Source organism: Kitasatospora sp. NPDC057198, assembly GCF_042670125.1.
Taxonomy (GTDB): Bacteria; Actinomycetota; Actinomycetes; order Streptomycetales; family Streptomycetaceae; genus Kitasatospora.
In genome coordinates this window covers 1-17,616 of record NZ_JBHUWH010000128.1, presented here as the reverse complement: position 1 = coordinate 17,616, position 17,616 = coordinate 1, and the positions used below count along the sequence as shown (strand labels likewise).

Annotated in this window: 14 protein-coding genes and 1 other RNA gene; 2 read left to right on the top strand and 13 right to left on the bottom strand. The window is 73.1% G+C overall.

The window, feature by feature from the left end:
• Nucleotides 1-42: 42 nt before the first annotated feature.
• The 10 genes from ACFUEL_RS16910 to ftsE form a co-directional block, all read right to left on the bottom strand.
• Complete coding sequence (locus ACFUEL_RS16910) at nucleotides 43-324, bottom strand: HU family DNA-binding protein (RefSeq protein ID WP_030459611.1); 282 nt, start codon at nucleotides 322-324, stop codon at nucleotides 43-45.
• Between the two features lie 429 nt (nucleotides 325-753).
• Nucleotides 754-2,229, bottom strand: coding sequence for an NAD-dependent malic enzyme (locus tag ACFUEL_RS16905; protein ID WP_380237039.1), 1,476 nt, complete (start codon nucleotides 2,227-2,229; stop codon nucleotides 754-756).
• 374 nt (nucleotides 2,230-2,603) lie between these two features.
• The gene (locus tag ACFUEL_RS16900) at nucleotides 2,604-4,904 is read right to left on the bottom strand and encodes a HelD family protein (RefSeq protein ID WP_380237038.1); all 2,301 of its coding nucleotides are present in this window, start codon (nucleotides 4,902-4,904) and stop codon (nucleotides 2,604-2,606) included.
• A gap of 244 nt (nucleotides 4,905-5,148) precedes the next feature.
• Complete coding sequence (locus ACFUEL_RS16895) at nucleotides 5,149-6,294, bottom strand: uroporphyrinogen-III synthase (protein ID WP_380237037.1); 1,146 nt, start codon at nucleotides 6,292-6,294, stop codon at nucleotides 5,149-5,151.
• 170 nt (nucleotides 6,295-6,464) lie between these two features.
• On the bottom strand, nucleotides 6,465-7,835 hold the full coding sequence (locus ACFUEL_RS16890; protein ID WP_380237036.1) for a nitrate/nitrite transporter: 1,371 nt from the start codon (nucleotides 7,833-7,835) through the stop codon (nucleotides 6,465-6,467).
• A gap of 195 nt (nucleotides 7,836-8,030) precedes the next feature.
• Nucleotides 8,031-8,409: a transfer-messenger RNA gene (ssrA, locus tag ACFUEL_RS16885) on the bottom strand.
• 124 nt (nucleotides 8,410-8,533) lie between these two features.
• On the bottom strand, nucleotides 8,534-9,016 hold the full coding sequence (smpB, locus tag ACFUEL_RS16880) for an SsrA-binding protein SmpB (protein ID WP_380237035.1): 483 nt from the start codon (nucleotides 9,014-9,016) through the stop codon (nucleotides 8,534-8,536).
• A 44-nt stretch (nucleotides 9,017-9,060) separates the two neighbouring features.
• Nucleotides 9,061-10,326, bottom strand: coding sequence for a S41 family peptidase (locus ACFUEL_RS16875; RefSeq protein WP_380237034.1), 1,266 nt, complete (start codon nucleotides 10,324-10,326; stop codon nucleotides 9,061-9,063).
• A 51-nt stretch (nucleotides 10,327-10,377) separates the two neighbouring features.
• Nucleotides 10,378-11,283 carry a permease-like cell division protein FtsX gene (gene ftsX, locus ACFUEL_RS16870; RefSeq protein WP_380237033.1) on the bottom strand — a complete coding sequence of 302 codons (906 nt, stop codon included), beginning with the start codon at nucleotides 11,281-11,283 and terminating at the stop codon, nucleotides 10,378-10,380.
• A gap of 11 nt (nucleotides 11,284-11,294) precedes the next feature.
• Nucleotides 11,295-11,984, bottom strand: a complete 690-nt coding sequence (gene ftsE / locus ACFUEL_RS16865; RefSeq protein ID WP_380237032.1) for a cell division ATP-binding protein FtsE — start codon at nucleotides 11,982-11,984, stop codon at nucleotides 11,295-11,297.
• A 261-nt stretch (nucleotides 11,985-12,245) separates the two neighbouring features.
• Here ftsE and ACFUEL_RS16860 point away from each other — a divergent pair, with 261 nt between their 5' ends.
• Nucleotides 12,246-12,434, top strand: coding sequence for a hypothetical protein (locus tag ACFUEL_RS16860; protein ID WP_176188235.1), 189 nt, complete (start codon nucleotides 12,246-12,248; stop codon nucleotides 12,432-12,434).
• Between the two features lie 65 nt (nucleotides 12,435-12,499).
• Here the strand turns inward: ACFUEL_RS16860 and prfB are convergent, their stop codons facing one another.
• From prfB to ACFUEL_RS16845, 3 genes are all read right to left on the bottom strand, one after another.
• Complete coding sequence (prfB, locus tag ACFUEL_RS16855; RefSeq protein WP_380237031.1) at nucleotides 12,500-13,603, bottom strand: peptide chain release factor 2; 1,104 nt, start codon at nucleotides 13,601-13,603, stop codon at nucleotides 12,500-12,502.
• Between the two features lie 34 nt (nucleotides 13,604-13,637).
• Nucleotides 13,638-14,885 (bottom strand): serine/threonine-protein kinase, encoded by a 1,248-nt coding sequence (locus ACFUEL_RS16850; protein ID WP_380237030.1) that lies wholly within the window; start codon nucleotides 14,883-14,885, stop codon nucleotides 13,638-13,640.
• A gap of 142 nt (nucleotides 14,886-15,027) precedes the next feature.
• The gene (locus ACFUEL_RS16845) at nucleotides 15,028-16,839 is read right to left on the bottom strand and encodes a serine/threonine-protein kinase (protein WP_380237029.1); all 1,812 of its coding nucleotides are present in this window, start codon (nucleotides 16,837-16,839) and stop codon (nucleotides 15,028-15,030) included.
• Nucleotides 16,840-17,180: 341 nt separating this feature from the next.
• On the opposite strand from ACFUEL_RS16845, the gene ACFUEL_RS16840 reads away from it, so the two are divergent.
• On the top strand, nucleotides 17,181-17,616 hold a 436-nt coding region (locus ACFUEL_RS16840; protein WP_380237028.1), incomplete at its 3' end, for an FHA domain-containing protein.

Here is a 17,616-nt window from a genome sequence, read left to right as displayed (position 1 = left end):
CCCCAGGGGAGGCCGGCCACCGGTGCGTTCAGCTGCGGGGGGTCACTTGCCCTTCGCGGCTTCCTTCAGCTTCGAGCCGGCGCTCACCTTGACGCTGTAGCCCTCGGCGATCTGGATCGGCTCGCCGGTCTGCGGGTTGCGGGCGGTGCGGGCGGCGCGCAGGGTGCGCTCGAAGGTCAGGAAACCGGGGATGGTGACCTTCTCGTCGCCCTTGGCGACGACCTCGCCGGTGATCTCGGCGAAGGCGGCCAGCACGGCGTCGGCGTCCTTGCGGGTCACCTCGGCACGCTCGGCCAGCGCGGCCACCAGCTCACTGCGGTTCATGTGTACTCCTGTGGTCTGTTGCTCTGCCGTGCGCGGAGGCATGGCCGGTCCGCGCGACGGTGCTCGTTCAGGCGAGGGGTGGTCAGGGGCCGGGCTCGCACCGCGAAGCGCCGCAAACTGCCCGCCTGGGTACGAATCCTGCCCCGACCGGCACTGAGAAAGCCAATCGGGAACCGGCGTGGTTGACCCGAACAGCGCCCGCCGGACGGAGGTGTGACGCTCCGTCGGCTCCGACAGGGGTCGGAGCGGGCGGCGGCCGGGACGACACGCCGTGACGCAACCGGGGACGTACCGTACTTGTCGGACACGCCTCCCCGTCGCAGGGCTACCGTACGCCCTGGCACCGACAAGCCCAAACACGCCCCTTGCCCTTGTGTCGCAAGGGCTCCGGTGCCCCCGTCGCGGGCGGGGGCGCCGGAGCCGCGCGGCTCAGAGCCGAACGGCCGGGAAAGCGGCGGTGTCGAGCGTCCCGACGATGCCCGCGGTGGGCCGCTCCGGGGCCGTCTCGGCGTCGCCGCGGGCCGCCAGGGCGGCGTCCCGGACGGCAGCGGCGACGGTCTTGGCCACGCCGGGGTGGAAGACGCTGGGGATGATGTAGTTCGGGTTCAGCTCGTCGTCGGTGACGGTGGTGGCCAGCGCCCGGGCGGCGGCCAGCATCATCTCGGTGTCCACGCTGGCGCTCTGCGCGTCCAGCAGGCCGCGGAAGACGCCCGGGAAGACCAGCACGTTGTTGATCTGGTTGGGGAAGTCGCTGCGGCCGGTGGCGACCACCGCGGCGGTCTGCCGGGCCACCGCCGGGTCGACCTCCGGGTCCGGGTTGGCCAGCGCGAAGACGATCGCGTCCTTGGCCATGGTGGCCAGGTCGTCGCCGTCCAGCACGTTCGGGGCGGAGACGCCGATGAACACGTCGGCGTCGGCCACCGCCTCCTTGAGGGTGCCGGTGCGGCCGGAGCGGTTGGTGTTCTCGGCGATCCAGCGCAGGCTGCCGTCCAGGTCGCCGCGCCCCTGGTGGACCACGCCGCGGACGTCCGCCACGGTGGCGTGCGCGACGCCGGCCGCCATCAGCAGCTTGAGGATCGCGGTGCCCGCGGCGCCGGCGCCGCTCATCACCACCCGGATCTCGCCGATCTCCTTGCCCACCACCTTCAGCGCGTTGGTGAGCGCGGCCAGCACCACGATCGCGGTGCCGTGCTGGTCGTCGTGGAAGACCGGGATGTCCAGCGCCTCGCGCAGCCGGGCCTCGATCTCGAAGCAGCGCGGCGCCGAGATGTCCTCCAGGTTGATGCCCGCGAAGCCCGGTGCGATGGCCTTGACGATCGCCACGATCTCGTCGGCGTCCTGGGTGTCCAGGCACAGCGGCCAGGCGTCGATGCCCGCGAACCGCTTGAACAGCGCCGCCTTGCCCTCCATCACCGGCAGCGCGGCCTTCGGGCCGATGTTGCCCAGGCCCAGCACCGCGGAGCCGTCGGTGACCACCGCGACGCTGTTGCGCTTGATGGTCAGCCGGCGGGCGTCCTCCGGGTTCTCGGCGATCGCCATGCAGACCCGGGCCACGCCGGGGGTGTAGATCATGCTCAGGTCGTCGCGGTTGCGGATCGGCAGCTTCGAGGACATCTCGATCTTGCCGCCGAGGTGCATCAGGAAGGTGCGGTCGGAGACCTTGCCGATGCTGACGCCGTCGATGGTGCGCAGCTTCTCGACGATCTCCTGGCCGTGCGCGACCGAGGACGCTGCCACGGTGACGTCGATCCGCAGTGCCTCGAGGCCGGAGGCCGTGACGTCGAGACCGGTGACCGAACCGCCGGAGGACTCCACCGCGGTGGTGATCGAGCTCACCGCGTTGCCGGTGGCCGGGACCTCCAACCGGACAGTGATCGAGTTCGAGACACTGGGCACCGTCGCCATCGACGTTCCTTCTTCCTGAATCAACAAAGTGTTGAAGTTCATGCCGCTCGGCATGCTAGACCTCGATGGTCGCACCGACCAAGGGCCTGCCAGAAATAACGCGCATTGAGTGTGCGGATCCGACAAACCGACCGGTCCGGGCCTGCTCCTCCTTGCCCGTCGGCGCGGATGCGTTACATTGGAACGGCACCGGCTCGATCCAAGCCCCCGGGCCCAACCTTCGTCCCTTCGAGGGACCACTTGCCGCGAGGCGAGCATGGCGGGTCGGTGTTCAACGTGACGGAGGCCCCCACCCATCGGGTGGGGGCCTCCGTGTTCCCGCGCCTCCGTGCTTGCGCGCCTCCGTGTTCCCGCGCCTCGGGTCCTCCCGGCTGCTACCTCAGCAGCGCGGGCACGCCCGCGGCGTCCGGCAGGTCGTCCGGGCCGGAGAGCACCGTCAGCCGCTGGGTCGCGCGGGTCAGCGCCACGTACAGCACCCGCAGGCCCGCCTCCGACTCGCCCGCGATGCCGGTCGGGTCGGCGACAACGGTGGCGTCGTACTCCAGGCCCTTCGCCTCCAGGCTGCCCAGCGCCACCACCCGCTCGCCCAGGCCCTCGGTCCAGCCCGCCGCCTCGGCCCGGCGGTCCATCGGGACCACCACCGCGACGGTGCCGTCCACCTCGGTCAGCAGCCGCTCCAGCTCCGACCGGGCCGCCGCGCCGAACGCCGCCGCGGCCGGCTCGCGGACCGCCGCGAACCGCGGGTGCGCGCCGGTGGACCGCACCGCGCTCGGCGACGGGGTGCCCGGGGCGGCCAGCTCCAGCACCTTCGCCGCCACCTCGGCGATCTCCGCCGGGTTGCGGTAGTTCACGGTCAGCGTGTGCCGGCGGCGCGGCTTGCCCGCCAGCACCTCGTCCATCGCCGCCTGCGCCTCCTGCGGGAACGGCCAGGACGACTGCGCCGGGTCGCCGACGATCGTCCAGGTGGCCGTCCGCGAGCGGCGCCCGATCATCCGCCACTGCATCGGCGTGAGGTCCTGCGCCTCGTCCACGATCACGTGCGCGTACTCGCGCCGCTCCTCCGGGACGCGCTCGCGCTCGCGCTGGCGGTACATCCGCTCGCCGTACGTGGTGACCTCGTCCAGGCCGGTCAGCATGTCCACCGCGTCCACCTCGCGCACCTTCGGGCGGGCCGGCTCGCCGAGCAGCACCTGCAGCTCGTCCACCAGCGCCACGTCGTGCGCGGACAGCCCGCCCGCGCCGCGCTCGTCCAGGTGCCGCCAGGACGCGGCGAGCAGCCGGGACTCCTCCGGGGTGACCGCGCGGCGGGCGATCCGGTTGGTGTGCCGGTGCTGCTTGAGGGTGGCCAGCACCCGGCGCGGGGTCAGGGCGGGCCACCAGGCGTCCAGGAACGCCAGGAACGGCGCCTCGTCGGACACGTACTCGTCGAAGGACTCGCGCTCCTCCTGGCGCTGCTCGCGCTCCGCGTACGTGCTCGGCTTCGGCAGGTCGCGCACCGCCTCCGACCACAGCGCGTCCAGCAGCAGGCGGCGGGCCCGCGGGCGCAGCAGGTTCAGCGGCGTGCCGCCGCCGCCCACCACGTTGCCGCGCACCGCCTTCAGCCGGCCCGCGTCCAGCCGCAGCGCCCGGCCCCGGGCGAACACCCTCAGCTCGGTCGGCGCCCCCAACTCCAGGGCGCCCCGGGCGGCCCGGCGCAGCAGCTGCACCATCCGCGCCGAGCCCTTGATCCGGGACACCTCGGGGCTGTCGTACCGGGACGCCTCGATCCCGTCCACCAGGCTGCCGACCGCGCGGATCGCCACCTGGCCCTCCTCGCCCAGCGAGGGCAGCACGCCCTCGGTGTACGAGACCAGCAGCGGCGTCGGGCTGACCACCAGGATGCCGCCCGCGTACCGGCGGCGGTCCTGGTACAGCAGGAACGCGGCCCGGTGCAGCGCCACCGCGGTCTTCCCGGTGCCGGGCCCGCCGGTCACCAGGGTCGCGCCCGCGGCGGGCGCCCGGATCACCTCGTCCTGCTCCTTCTGGATGGACGAGACGATGTCCCGCATCGAGTGGCCGCGGGCCCGGCCCAGCGTCGCCATCAGCGCGCCGTCGCCGACCACGGCCAGCTCCTCGCCGTCCAGCGTCGGCGCCAGGTCGGGGCGCAGCAGGTCGTCCTCGACGCCGATCACCTTCCGGCCCTTGGACCGGATCACCCGGCGCCGGATCACCCGGCCCGGCTCCAGCGGCGTCGACCGGTAGAACGGCGCGGCCGCCGGGGCCCGCCAGTCGATCACCAGCGGGCCGAACTCGGCGTCCAGCACGCCCAGCCGCCCGATGTGCAGGCTCTCGGCGACGGCCGGGTCGGCCGGGTCCAGCGGCGTCTGGGACGGGATCCCGTGCTCCTCCGGCGCGTCGGCCTGCTGGAGGTCGATCCGCCCGAACAGGAAGTCCTCGAACTCGTTGTTCAACCGCTGCAGGTGTGCCCCGGCCCGGTACACCTGCGCGTCCCGCTCGGCGAGCGCGCCGGGCGTGCCGACCTGCACCCGCTTCGCGGCGTCCTCCAGGATGTACTCCGCTTCGGCCAGTTTCTCCTCCAGACGCCGGTAGACGGTGTCGAGATGACGCTGCTCCCCCGCGATTTCGCGGTCGCGGACAGTGTCGGATCGGTGCTCGGCGGAACCGTGCGCGCCCAAGGAGCCCCCAAAGGTGCGGAGAAAAAGGCGGACGGAAGATCTTACAGGGAAACCGGACACCTTTCCGACGGCGGACGCGCACATACAGGGGCTCGGGGAACGGCGAGCCCGTGCTGCTGGTGGCCGGAGCCCATCGGAGGTCCGTGCTGCTGCGTGTCTTTGACGGAACCGAAAGCAGATGCGCGCAACGGCAGTGAACCGTCAGCAGACCCGGGCTCGCCGTTCCCCGAGCCCCTGGTGGTGCTCAGTGGTCCAGGGTCAGCCGGTACCCGCGCTTGACGACGGTGGTGATCAGCCGCGGCACGCCGAGCGACTGGCGCAGGCGGGCCATCGCGGTCTCGACGGCGTGCTCGTCGTCGCCGCTGCCCGGCAGGGCCTTGAGCAGGTCGGCGCGCGGGACGACCCAGCCGGGGTGGCGGGCGAGGGTGCGCAGCAGGGCCATGCCGGCCGGGGGGACGGGGCGCAGGTGGCCGTCGACGAGGGCGGCCTGGCCGCGCAGTTCGAGGGTGTGCCCGGCCACCGGCAGGCGGCGGGTGCGTTCGGGGAGGGCGGCGGTGAGGGTCTGGACCATCGCACCCAGGCGCATCCGTTCGGGCCAGACGGTGGGGACGTCGAGTTCGTCGAGCGGGGCGGAGGTGACCGGGCCGACGCAGACCGCGAGGACGTCGCGGCGCAGGGCGTGCAGCAGGTCCTCGGTGCGGCCGCGTTCGGCGGCCCGGTCGAGGAGGCTGATCGCGGCGGGCGCGGAGGTGAAGGTGACGGCGTCGAGCGCGCCGGCGCAGGTCGCGTCGAGGAGGCGGTCGAGCGGGCCGAGGTCGGCGGGCGGGAGCCAGCGGTAGACCGGGACCTCCACGACGTCCGCCCCGGCGGCGCGCAGCGACTCGACAAAGCCGGGCAGCGGGGCGCCGTGCAGCTGGACGGCGATCCGGCGGCCGTCGACGCCCTGGTCGAGGAGGTGGGAGAGGACCTCGGCGGAGGACTCGGTGGCGGCGGAGAAGGACTCGCGCAGTCCGGCGGCGCGGATCGCACCCTTGGCCTTGGGGCCGCGGGCGAGCACGGAGCCGCGGCCGAGGGCGGTGCGCAGGTCCTCGCCGAGGTCCCAGCCGTCGGCGGCCTCCATCCAGCCGCGGAAGCCGATGCCGGTGGTGGCGACGGCGAGGTCGGGCGGGTCGGCGACCAGGGCGCGGGTGGCGGTGTGCAGTTCGGTGTCGTCGGCGAGCGGGACGATCCGCAGGGCGGGGGCGCGCAGCACGCTCGCGCCGCGGCGCTGGAGCAGGGCGGTGAGTTCGTCGGCGCGGCGGGCGGCGGTGATGCCGATGGTCCAGCCGGCGAGCGGGCCGCTCTCGGCGGGCCCGGGTTCGTCCGGCAGGCGTCGGGTCGGGTCGGCCATGCGGTGTCGTCCTCTGGGGTGCGCCGCCCCGGGTGTCCTGGCTGGGGACGGGGGCGGCGGTCGGGTGGGTGGTGATCAATCGTGGCCGGTCGCGGTGTCACCCCCGGGTCGCACCGATTACCGGCGTGTTTCGCTGCGGCTCGGGGCGGTCCCGGGGGTGTGACGGCGGTTCAGACCTGGGCGAGGGCGGGGGCGTCGGTGCTGGTCGCGGCGGGGGCGGGGCGGCGGAGGTAGACCGTCCAGGTGAGGGCGAAGCAGACGGCGTAGGCGGCGAGGAAGGAGACGAAGGCGGGGGTGCCGGACTTCGCGATCAGGAAGGACTCGCGGAAGGCGAGGTTGATGAAGAGGCCGCCGAGGGCGCCGACCGCGCCGATCACGCCGATCGCGGCGCCGGACATCTTGCGGGACCAGGCGGCGGCGTCCTCGGGGGTGGCGCCGGCCGCGATCCGGTCCTGGGCCTTGGCGTCGAAGATGCCGGGGATCATCTTGTAGGTAGAGCCGTTGCCGAGGCCGGCCAGCGCGAACAGGGCGACGAAGCCGGTGAGGAAGACCGGCAGCGAGCGGATCGACGAGGCGTAGGTGACCAGGCTCGCGGCGGCGGCCATCGCGGCGAAGTTCCACAGGGTGATCCGGGCGCCGCCGAACCGGTCGGCAAGCTTCCCGCCGAGCGGGCGGACCACCGAGCCGAGCAGCGGGCCGAGGAAGGTCAGCTGGGCGGCCTGCAGCGGGGTGCGGCCGAACTGGTTCTGCAGCACCAGGCCGAAGGCGAAGGAGAAGCCGATGAAGGAGCCGAAGGTGCCGACGTACAGCACCGACATCAGCCAGGTGTGCTTCTCCCGGACGATCGCGGCGAGCGAGCCGGTGTCGGCCTTCATCGGGGCCAGGTTGTCCATGAACAGGGCGGCGCACAGCGCGGCGACCACGATCAGCGGCAGGTAGACGCCCAGCACCAGGCGGGGGTGCCCGGCGCCGGCCCAGGCGATCACGCCGAGCGAGACCAGCTGGATCACCGGCACGCCGATGTTGCCGCCGCCCGCGTTGAGGCCGAGCGCCCAGCCCTTGTGCCGGGCCGGGTAGAAGGCGTTGATGTTGGTCATCGAGGAGGCGAAGTTGCCGCCGCCGAACCCGGTGAGCCCCGCGACCAGCATGAAGGTGGTGTACGAGGTGCCGGGGTGCATGACGTACGCGGCGGCGAGGGTGGGCAGGAGCAGCAGCAGCGCGGAGACGACCGTCCAGTTCCGGCCGCCGAAGCGGGCGACCGCGACGGTGTAGGGGATCCGGACGAAGGAGCCGACCAGGGTGGGCATGGCGACCAGGAAGAACTTCCCGGCCGGGTCGATGCCGTACTCCTTGCCCATGAAGAGCACCATCACCGACCACAGGCTCCAGATCGAGAAGCCGATGTGTTCGGAGAGCACCGAGAAGGCGAGGTTGCGCCGGGCGGTGCGGCGGCCGGTGGACTCCCAGAACGCGGTGTCCTCCGGGTCCCACTGCTGGATCCAGCGACCGCCGGTCCTGCCGTTGGTGGTGGTGCCGTCCATGGGCTCGCTCCTTCGAGTGCGGGTGTTCTGGACCCTGTGCCACCGACGCTAGGAGCTCACGATTTCGGGTTCGTTGTGCGGTGTGAAGGGTGCGGAACCGTCCTCTCACCCGCCGCGGGCCCGGCGTGTGAGGGGTGCGGGAACGCACGAGAGCCGCCCTCCGGAGTGGAGGGCGGCTCTGCGATGCACATGGGGTGGTGGAGATGCCGGGAATCGAACCCGGGTCCAGTGAAGTGGATTCAGGACTTCTCCGAGCGCAGTCCGCTGTGATTTTCTCGGCCCTGGCGGTCACGCGGACAAGCCGCCAACAGGCCCAGTCACTGTTTGGTTTCCCCGCCACCCCCGCGACCGGGGTGGAAGGTTGAGTTCCCTAGATTATGCCAGGATCCGGGTCGGGAACGCCCCGGGCTGACACCCATTCACTTTCGCAGATCAGGCTGCGAGAGCGAACTGCTGGGAATCGCGCTTAGAGTTGGCGATTATTTTTTTGCGACAGATGGTTAACGAGATCATTGCCGCGTTCCTCGGCTCGCTTCTCCTGTTTCGACTGTCACTGTCGAAACCGATCATCCCCATGTTTTTTTGACAAACAGCTCCGGCGGGAGGCGGGCCCCCTACCGGGTGGTGCGCTGCCATAGTACTCAACCCGTGCGTCAAGGGTCCAGCGCATTAACGGACCGCGGCGCTCCCGGCCGGCCTCACCCCTGCCCGGTGCGGCGGCGGACGGCGGCCACCGCGCGGTCGGCCTCGCGGCGGTCCTGCCGCTCGCGCAGGGTCTGCCGCTTGTCGTACAGCTTCTTGCCGACCGCGAGGGCGAGTTCGAGCTTGGCGCGGCCGTCCTTGAAGTACAGGGACAGCGGGACCAGCGTGTGGCCGGTCTCCTTCACCTTGGACTCGATCTTGCGGATCTCCATCTTGTGCAGCAGCAGCTTGCGCTTGCGCCGCGCCGAGTGGTTGGTCCAGGTGCCCTGCGCGTACTCGGGGATGAACACGTTGTCGATCCAGGCTTCGCCGCCCTGGACGTACGCGTAGCCGTCGACCAGGTTGGCCCGGCCCTCGCGCAGCGACTTGACCTCGGTACCGGTGAGCACCATGCCGCACTCGTAGGTGTCGAGAATGGTGTACTCGTGCCGCGCCTTCTTGTTCTGCGCGACCAGCTTCTTGCCCGTTTCCTTTGCCATAGCCCGGCCATTCTCGCACCTCGGCGGCGGGCGCGGCAGCCCCTTTACGGCGCGGCGGACGGGGTGGCGGACGGCGCGGCGGACGCGGCCGGCGGGACGGACCCGGCGGGCGGGGCGGACCCGGCGGGCCCGGGGGCGGCGGGAGTCCCGGGGTGCGCGGGGGCGCCGGGGTGCGCGGGGTCGGCCGGGTGCGCCGGGTCCGCGGGGGACGCCGGGTCGGAGTCGCTCAGCCCGTCCAGCACCCTGAGGGCGAGCGCCTGCGGGTCCTCCCCCGCGGCGGGCACGTCGGGCTGGAAGCCGGTGCCGTCCGGGGAGCGGCCGGCCGGGGTCCGGTAGCGGCCGACGGTGAGTTCCAGCACCGAGCCGTCGGCGAGCCGGCTGGGCTGCTGGACGGTGCCCTTGCCGAAGGTGCGGCTGCCGACCAGGACGGCCCGGCCGCGGTCCTGGAGCGCGCCGGCCAGCAGTTCGGCGGCGCTCATGGTGCCGCCGTCGACCAGCACCACCAGCGGGGCGGCGGTGCTGCGGCCCGCGGCGGCGGTCAGTTCGCGGTGCTCGCCGTTCGCCTGGTAGCTGGCGACCGGCCCGCCGTCGAGGAACACCGAGGCGGTGTCGACGGCCTCCGCGACCAGGCCGCCGGAGTTGCCGCGCAGGTCGAGCACCACGCCCCGGGCGCCGGCCGCGGCGGCCCGCACCTGGTCGCCGACGCTCTCGGTGAAGGCGTGCACGGCGATCCGGGCCACGCCGGGCGCCGGGTGGTCGACCTCGACCTCGCGGGCGGCCAGTTCGGCGCGGGTGAGGGTGAGTTGGCGCACCGGCCCGGTCTCGTCCCGGACGCCCACGGCGACCGCGCTGCCGGCCGGTCCGCCGCGCAGCCGGGAGACCAGTTCGGTGACCGGGAGCTGCTCGGCGGGCGTCCCGTCGACGCTGACCAGGTGCTCGCCGGCCTCGATGCCGGCCCGCGCGGCGGGCGAGCCGGGCAGCACCTCGGCGACCGTGGTGGGCCCGCCGGCCTCCCGGTCCACGCTCAGCCCGACGCCCGCGTACCGGCCGCCGGTGAGGTCCGCGTACTGCTGCGGGCTCAGGTAGGCGGCCCAGCGGTCGCCGCTGTCGCCGACCAGCTGCCGGGCCTGCTGCGGGGTCAGGTCGGCCCCGGCCAGGTCGGCGGCGGACGGGAGGGCCTCGGACGACGAAGGGGCCCGGGTGGAGCCGTCCGGCTCCCCCCAGGCCCCCGAGGCCGCTCCGGCGAACAGCACCGCGCCGAACACCAGGCCGAGCGTCATCCCCTGGCGTACCCGCGGTGCTGTCGGCATGCCTGCGAGTCTAGGCGGGCGGGCGCGCCGACCGGTAGCACCGACGGTGCGTCAGACCTTCAAGTACTTGCGGAGGGTGAAGAACGCGGCCACCGCCGCCATCCCCATGCCGACCACGACCAGCAGCGGGATGACCGACAGCACCGAGGACAGGCCGATGAAGGTGATGAACTGCACCTTCTTGGCCAGCCAGTGCTGGACGAAGAAGTGCCCGCCGACCAGCAGCGCCGAGGCCAGCGCCGAGCCCAGCAGGGCGGCGAACGCGGCCTCCGCGATGAACGGCATCTGCACGTAGAAGTTGGACGCGCCGACCAGCCGCATGATGCCGGTCTCGCGGCGGCGGCTGAACGCGGACACCCGGACGGTGTTGACGATCAGCAGCAGCGCGACGAACAGCATCAGCACCATGATCACGAACGCCGCGGTCTGCAGGCCGCGCAGCAGGCCGAACAGGTTCTCCAGGATCTTGCGCTGGTCGTCGACCGCCTTGACGCCGGGCTTGCCCGCGAAGGCGCTCTGCACCACGTCGAACTTGGTCGGGTCGTTCAGCTTGACCCGCCAGGACTGCGGCATCGCGTCCGGGCCGACCGCCGCCAGCAGCGGGTTGTCCGGGTTGCTGTCCTTGAAGTGCTTGTACGCCTCCTGGGAGGACTCGTAGGTCGAGCTCTGCACCAGCGGCATCTTGTCCAGGGCGGCCTTCACGTCGGCGACCTGGCCGTCGGTGGCCTCGCCCGCCGCGCACTGCGGCAGGTTGTGGTCCGCCTTGATGCAGAAGTAGATGCTGACTTCGACCTTGTCGTACCAGTAGTCCTTCATGGAGTTGACCTGGTCGCGGACCAACAGCGAGGCACCGGCGAGGGCGAGCGACAGCGCGACACTGACCACGACGGCGATGGTCATGGTCAGGTTGCGGCGGAGACCGACGCCGATCTCCGACAGAACGAACTGGGCGCGCATGCTTCTCTCTTCTAGCTCTGGTATCCGTAGACGCCGCGGGCCTGGTCGCGGACCAGCAGGCCCTTGTCGAGTTCGATGACGCGCTTGCGCATCTGGTCGACGATGGCCTGGTCGTGGGTCGCCATCAGCACGGTGGTGCCGGTCCGGTTGATGCGGTCGAGCAGCTTCATGATGCCGACCGAGTTCTGCGGGTCGAGGTTGCCGGTGGGCTCGTCGGCGATCAGCAGCATCGGCCGGTTCACGAACGCCCGGGCGATCGCCACGCGCTGCTGCTCACCGCCCGACAGCTCGCCGGGCATCCGGCCCTCCTTGCCGCCGAGGCCGACCAGGTCGAGCACCTCGGGCACCACCTTGTTGATGGTGCCCTTCGGCTTGCCGATGACCTCCAGTGCGAACGCCACGTTCTGCCCGACGGTCTTGTTCGGCAGCAGGCGGAAGTCCTGGAAGACGGTGCCCAGTTGGCGCCGCATGTGCGGCACCTTCCAGTTCGAGAGCTTGCCCAGGTCCTTGCCCAGCACGTGCACCGCACCGGTGGACGGGCGCTCCTCGCGCAGGCACAGACGCAGGAACGTCGACTTGCCCGAACCGGACGAACCGACCAGGAAGACGAACTCGCCCTTCTCGATCTCCAGCGAGACGTTGTCCAGGGCCGGACGGTTCTGCTTGGGATAGGTCTTGGAGACGTTGTCGAATCTGATCACGGCTGCATCACGGGGGCCATCCTAGGTGGATCGGAGCCAGTGACCTTACGCGATGCCCCACGGCACCCGCAGTCGCCGGACGCCTACTGACCGTGGTTTCGTCAGGTGTTGTTCCGGTTCGGACCGGAAATTGCGAGGTACGTCACAGATCGATAACCCTTCCCCTCCGGGGGCCGTGGGGTACGGAACCTGGCAGAGTGGTAGGAAGTCGGAACCGAATCCGCCTCCGGCGCGTTGGCTATGCAGCAAGGAGGAGATCGCATGACCTGCGACCAACTGGTGTGCGCCAACTGCAACGGCCGCGTGAGCGACGGCCGCTGCCCGGTGTGCCGCGCCAACCGCGCCCGGCTCCAGCAGGAGCAGCACGGGCCGTTCGCGACGCTCAACCCCGCGGTGCTGCTGGCCCTGCTGTTCGCCGCGGTGCTCACGCTCGCCCTGCTGCTGCACTGACCCCGAGGACCACGAAGGGCCCCTCCGCCGAAGCGGAGGGGCCCTTCACCGTGTGCGCGCCCTGATCAGCTCTCGCGCTGCTTGCGCCACCGGATGCCGGCCTCAATGAAGCCGTCGATGTCGCCGTCCAGCACGCCCTGCGGGTTGCCGACCTCGTGCTCGGTGCGCAGGTCCTTGACCATCTGGTACGGGTGCAGGACGTAGGAGCGCATCTGGTTGCCCCAGGAGGAGCCGCCGTCCTTGAGGGCGTCCATCGCGGCGCGCTCCTCCTGGCGGCGGCGCTCCAGCAGCTTGGCCTGGAGGACGTTCATCGCCGATGCCTTGTTCTGGATCTGCGAGCGCTCGTTCTGGCAGGAGACCACGATGCCGGTCGGCAGGTGGGTGATCCGGACGGCGGAGTCGGTGGTGTTGACGCCCTGGCCGCCGGGGCCGGAGGCGCGGTAGACGTCGATCCGCAGGTCGCCCTCGTCGATGTCGACGTGGTCGGAGGTCTCGACGACGGGGAGCACCTCGACGCCCGCGAAGGAGGTCTGCCGGCGGCCCTGGTTGTCGAACGGGGAGATGCGCACCAGGCGGTGGGTGCCCTGCTCGACGGAGAGGGTGCCGTAGGCGTAGGGGGCCTTGACGGTGAAGGTCGCGGACTTGATGCCGGCCTCTTCGGCGTACGAGGTGTCGTATACCTCGGTCGGGTAGCCGTGCCGCTCGGCCCAGCGCAGGTACATGCGCATCAGCTGCTCGGCGAAGTCGGCGGCGTCCACGCCGCCCGCCTCGGCGCGGATGTTGACCAGGGCCTCGCGGGCGTCGTACTCGCCGGAGAGCAGGGTGCGGACCTCCAGCTCCTCGACGGCCTTCTGCACGGAGACCAGCTCGGCCTCGGCCTCGGCGCGGGTGTCCGCGTCGTCCTCGGCCTCGGCGAGTTCGAACAGGACGCCCAGGTCCTCGACCCGGCCGCGCAGGGTCTCGAACTTGCGCAGTTCGCCCTGGAGGAAGGAGAGCCGGCTGGTGACCTTCTGCGCGTTCGCGACGTCGTCCCACAGGGTGGGGGCGGCTGCCTCCTCCTCCAGGGTTGCGATGTCGGCCCGGATCTTGTCCAGGTCGAGGACTGCCTCGATCGACGCCATGGTCGAGTCGAGGTTCTTGAGCTCTTCGGAAGGATCGACGGCTGCCACGCCTCAAGGGTAATGGTTCCGCGGGGGGGCTCGGCTACAACCTGGGGTACCGGGAGGCGTGCACGGCCGCGGAGGCGCCCGCGGGGGGCTCGGCGGCGAACGCCGTCCACGCGGCGGCGGCGCCGGCCAGCAGCAGGACGACGGCGATCAGCACGGCCAGGGTGCGGCGGCGGCGGATCGTCTGGGCCCGGGTGCGGCGGTGGGCGGCGGGCCGGTCGCGCTGGGCGCGGGACTCCTCGGCGTAGGAGGCGAGCTCCTGGGCGGAGGGGCGGCGCAGGCTGGTGTGGGTGTCCCGGGTGGAGTCGGGCTGCGGGCCGGGCACCAGCGGGACGGCGGGGCCGCGGCGGCGGCGGTGGGCACCGCCGGTGGCGGCGTCGGCCTCGGCGTAGACGGCCTCGCCGGGGGTGGGCACCTCCTCGGGGGCGCCGCGCTGGGCGGGCACCGCGAGCGGGCCGAGGCCGGCCAGTTCGGGGAGCAGTTCGCGCAGCCGGGAGGCGAGTTCGGCGGCGCGCAGCCGGGAGGCGGGGGCCTTGGCCAGGCACTCGGAGATGATCCGCCACAGGCCGTCCGGCATGCCCTCGACCGGGGGGACGTTCTCGGTGACGTGCCGGCGCAGCACCGCGCCGGTGTGGCCGCCGCCGAACGGGGTGGTGCCGGTGAGCAGTTCGTACAGCACGGTGGCGGTGGCGTAGATGTCGACGGCGGCGCGCGGCTCCAGGCCCTCGATGATCTCGGGGGCGAGGTAGTCGGGGGTGCCGATGATCCGGGTGGCGCGGGTGCGGCGGGGGGCGTCGACCAGGCGGGCGATGCCGAAGTCGGTGAGCCTGGCCCGCGGGGCGCCGGCCGGGCCGGGCGGGGCGGCGAGGTCGAGCAGGACGTTCTCCGGCTTGACGTCGCGGTGCACGATGCCGGCGGCGTGCGCGGCGGCCAGGCCGTCGGCGACGTCGGCGATCACCGAGGCGGCGACGGCGGGGCTGAGCACGCCGTCGCGCTCCAGCCGGGTGCGCAGGTCGCTGCCCTGGACGAGGTCCATCACCAGGGCGAGGTCGCTGCCGTCGACCACCATGTCGTGGACGCCGACCACGTGCGGGTGGTCGAGACCGGTGAGGGCGGCGCGCTCCTGGACGAAGCGGCCGACCAGCACCTGGTCGGCCGCGAGGTCCTCGCGCAGCAGCTTCACCGCGACCGGGCCGTCGGGGCCCTCGCCGAGCCACACGGTGCCGGCCGAGCCGCGGCCGATCACCTGGTGGACGGTGTACCGGCTGCCGATCTTGCGTGCCAATGCTGCTCCGTGGGCTCGTGAGGTCGGTGCTCGACGAACAACCTACGCGCCCGCGGGCCCTCCGGGGGCGCCGGAGGGCCCCCGGAGGGGTACCGATCCGGTGGAATTTCGCGGGATTGTCGACAAACCGTCAATTCCACCGTCAGGTGTGGCTGGTGACCCAGTCGCTCGCCGAGTGGTACCAGCCGACCACGTTGTCCCAGTAGTGCGGCAGCGGCGTGAAGTTCCACAGCGCCAGGCAGCCCAGGGCCAGCACCACCAGCACCAGCAGGCAGCCCTTGAGGCAGCCCAGGCCGGGGATCCGCATCCGGTTCGGGCTGCGCCGCCGCGGCTCCCGCTCCCGGGGCGCCTCGCGGGGCGGCTCCGGCTCCCGGTGCGGCGGCTCCTGGTGGCGCGGCGGCGCGGGCTCGGGGCGGCGCTGCGGCGCGCCGTAGCCGGGCGGCGGCCCGCCGTAGCCCTGCGGCTGGCCGTAGCCGGGCGGCGGGCCGGCCTGCTGCTGGGCCTGGTACGGCGGCGGGGCGACCGGCGGGCGGCCGCCCGGCCCCTGCTGCGGGTGGCGGCCCTGCTGCGGCTGCGGCTGGTACGGGCCCTGCTGCGGGGCGTAGCGGCCGTCCTGCGGGGGCCGGCCGCCCTGCTGCTGGTACGGCGGCGGGGCGACCGGCGGGCGGCCGCCGGGGCCCTGCTGCGGGTACTGGCCCGCCTGGTACGGGCGCGGGGCGACCTGCGGCTCGCCCAGGTCCTCCGGCTCGAAGTGGCCGATCCGGGTCTGCGCGTTGCGGTCCCGGGCGGCGCGCAGCTGGGTCTGCCACGGGTGCGGGCCCTCCGGCTGCGCGGGGGCGGCCGGCTCGGGGCCGGGCGGCATCGCGGGCATCACCCGGGTGCGCTCGGCGGCCGGGGCGGCCGGCGGCGGGGCGATCAGCTGGGTGCGGTCCTCGGCGCCGGGCACCGGCGGGCGGTGCGCCATGACCTGGGTCGCGGCGGCCGGGTCGTAGGCGCCCGCCAGGGTGGCGTCGTGCGGCGCGGGGGCGGCGGCGGCCAGCGCCGGGTCGGGCACCAGCAGGTCGCCGACGGCCAGCGCGGCGTCCACCGCGGCCGGGGTGGCGTGCACGCCGACGCCGGCCGCGACCACCCGCAGCGCCTCGGCCAGCGAGACGGCGGTGGGGCGCTGGGCCGGGTCCTTGCGCAGGCAGCGCTCGACCACCGTCCACAGCGGCTCGGGCATGCCGCCGGGGCGCTGCGGCTCCTGGGCGAGGTGCGCCTGGAGGACGGCCATCGGGTTGTCGCCGCGGAACGGCGGGCGGCCGGTGACCAGCTCGTACAGCATGATGCCCGCGCCGTAGACGTCCACCGCGGCGGTCTGCGGGCGGCCCTCGGCGGACTCGGGGGCGACGTAGGCGGGGGTGCCGACGAACTCGTGGGTGCGGGTGATGCCCGGGGAGTCGGCCAGCCGGGCGATGCCGAAGTCGGTGAGCATCGGGTGCATCCGCTCGTCGCCGTCCACCGCGAGGGTGGCCAGCAGCACGTTGGCGGGCTTGAGGTCCCGGTGCACGACGCCGTCGGCGTGGCTGGCGGCCAGCGCGTCGGCGACCTGGGCCATCAGCAGGGAGCCGGCGATCGGCGACAGCGGGCCGGACTCGCGCAGGTAGCGGTACAGGTCGGGGCCGTCGACCAGGTCCATCACCAGGGCGAGCAGCTCGCCCTCGACCACCAGGTCGCGGGTGCGGACGATGTTGGGGTGGGTCAGCCGGAGCAGGACGGAGCGCTCGCGCAGGAAGCGCATCACCACGTCCGGGTCGGCGGCGAGCTCCTCGCGCAGCACCTTGACCGCGACGGCCTGGCCGGGCACCAGGCCCGGCACCGCCGCGTCCTCCCGCACCCGGCCGCGCCAGACCGTACCGGTCGCACCGCGCCCGAGGCCCTCCTCCAACACGTACTTACTGCCGACAGGCCGCACCTGTGCACTCCGTTCGGTCACCCGGCGCCCGCTGCCGGGGCCGCGTTCCGGCACTCCCCCGTTCCCGTGAACGGCGCCGGGGCCTGGGGAGTCCGCCCGGCCGGGCGGGCTCCCGTATTTTCGGCAACTCTAACGGTGCCCGCCCGGGTTTCCGAGGCGTTCCCCGGCCGGGCGGCGCGCGGGCCGGCGGCCGGGCGGCGGGCGCTCCTTGACCTGACCCACCGTCGGATTCACCATGGCGATGATCGCAAGATCGTCAAATCCGGTACCGTGCGCGGACTGTCCGTCCCGAGTGGCAGGATGGCAGGCACCACACGTGTGCAGAAGGGACCCCGGGCGAGATGCAGATCCGGCTCACCGTCCTTCGACCGCGCAGCGGCCCGGCCGGCCCCGGCAGCGCCGCCGACGTACTGGTCACCGCGCCGGCCGGCACCGTGCTCGGCGCCGTCGCGACCGCCCTGGCCGGCGCGGTCGGCGTCCGCGGCGCCCGCTCCGCCACGCACGTCCACCTCTACGACGGTGAGCGGCGGCTGGACGAGCAGACCCCGCTCGGCCACCCCCCGCTGGTGGACGGCGCGGTGCTCGCCCTCGGCGAACCCGACCCGGACGCCGAGGGCACCGACGAGCGCCCCGCCGCCGAACTGCGCGTGGTCGGCGGCCCCGACGCCGGCGGCGTCCACCGCCTGCACGGCGAACGGATCCGGATCGGCCGCTCCACCGAGGCCGACGTGCCGCTCGACGACCCCGACGTCTCCCGCCTGCACCTCTCCCTGCACC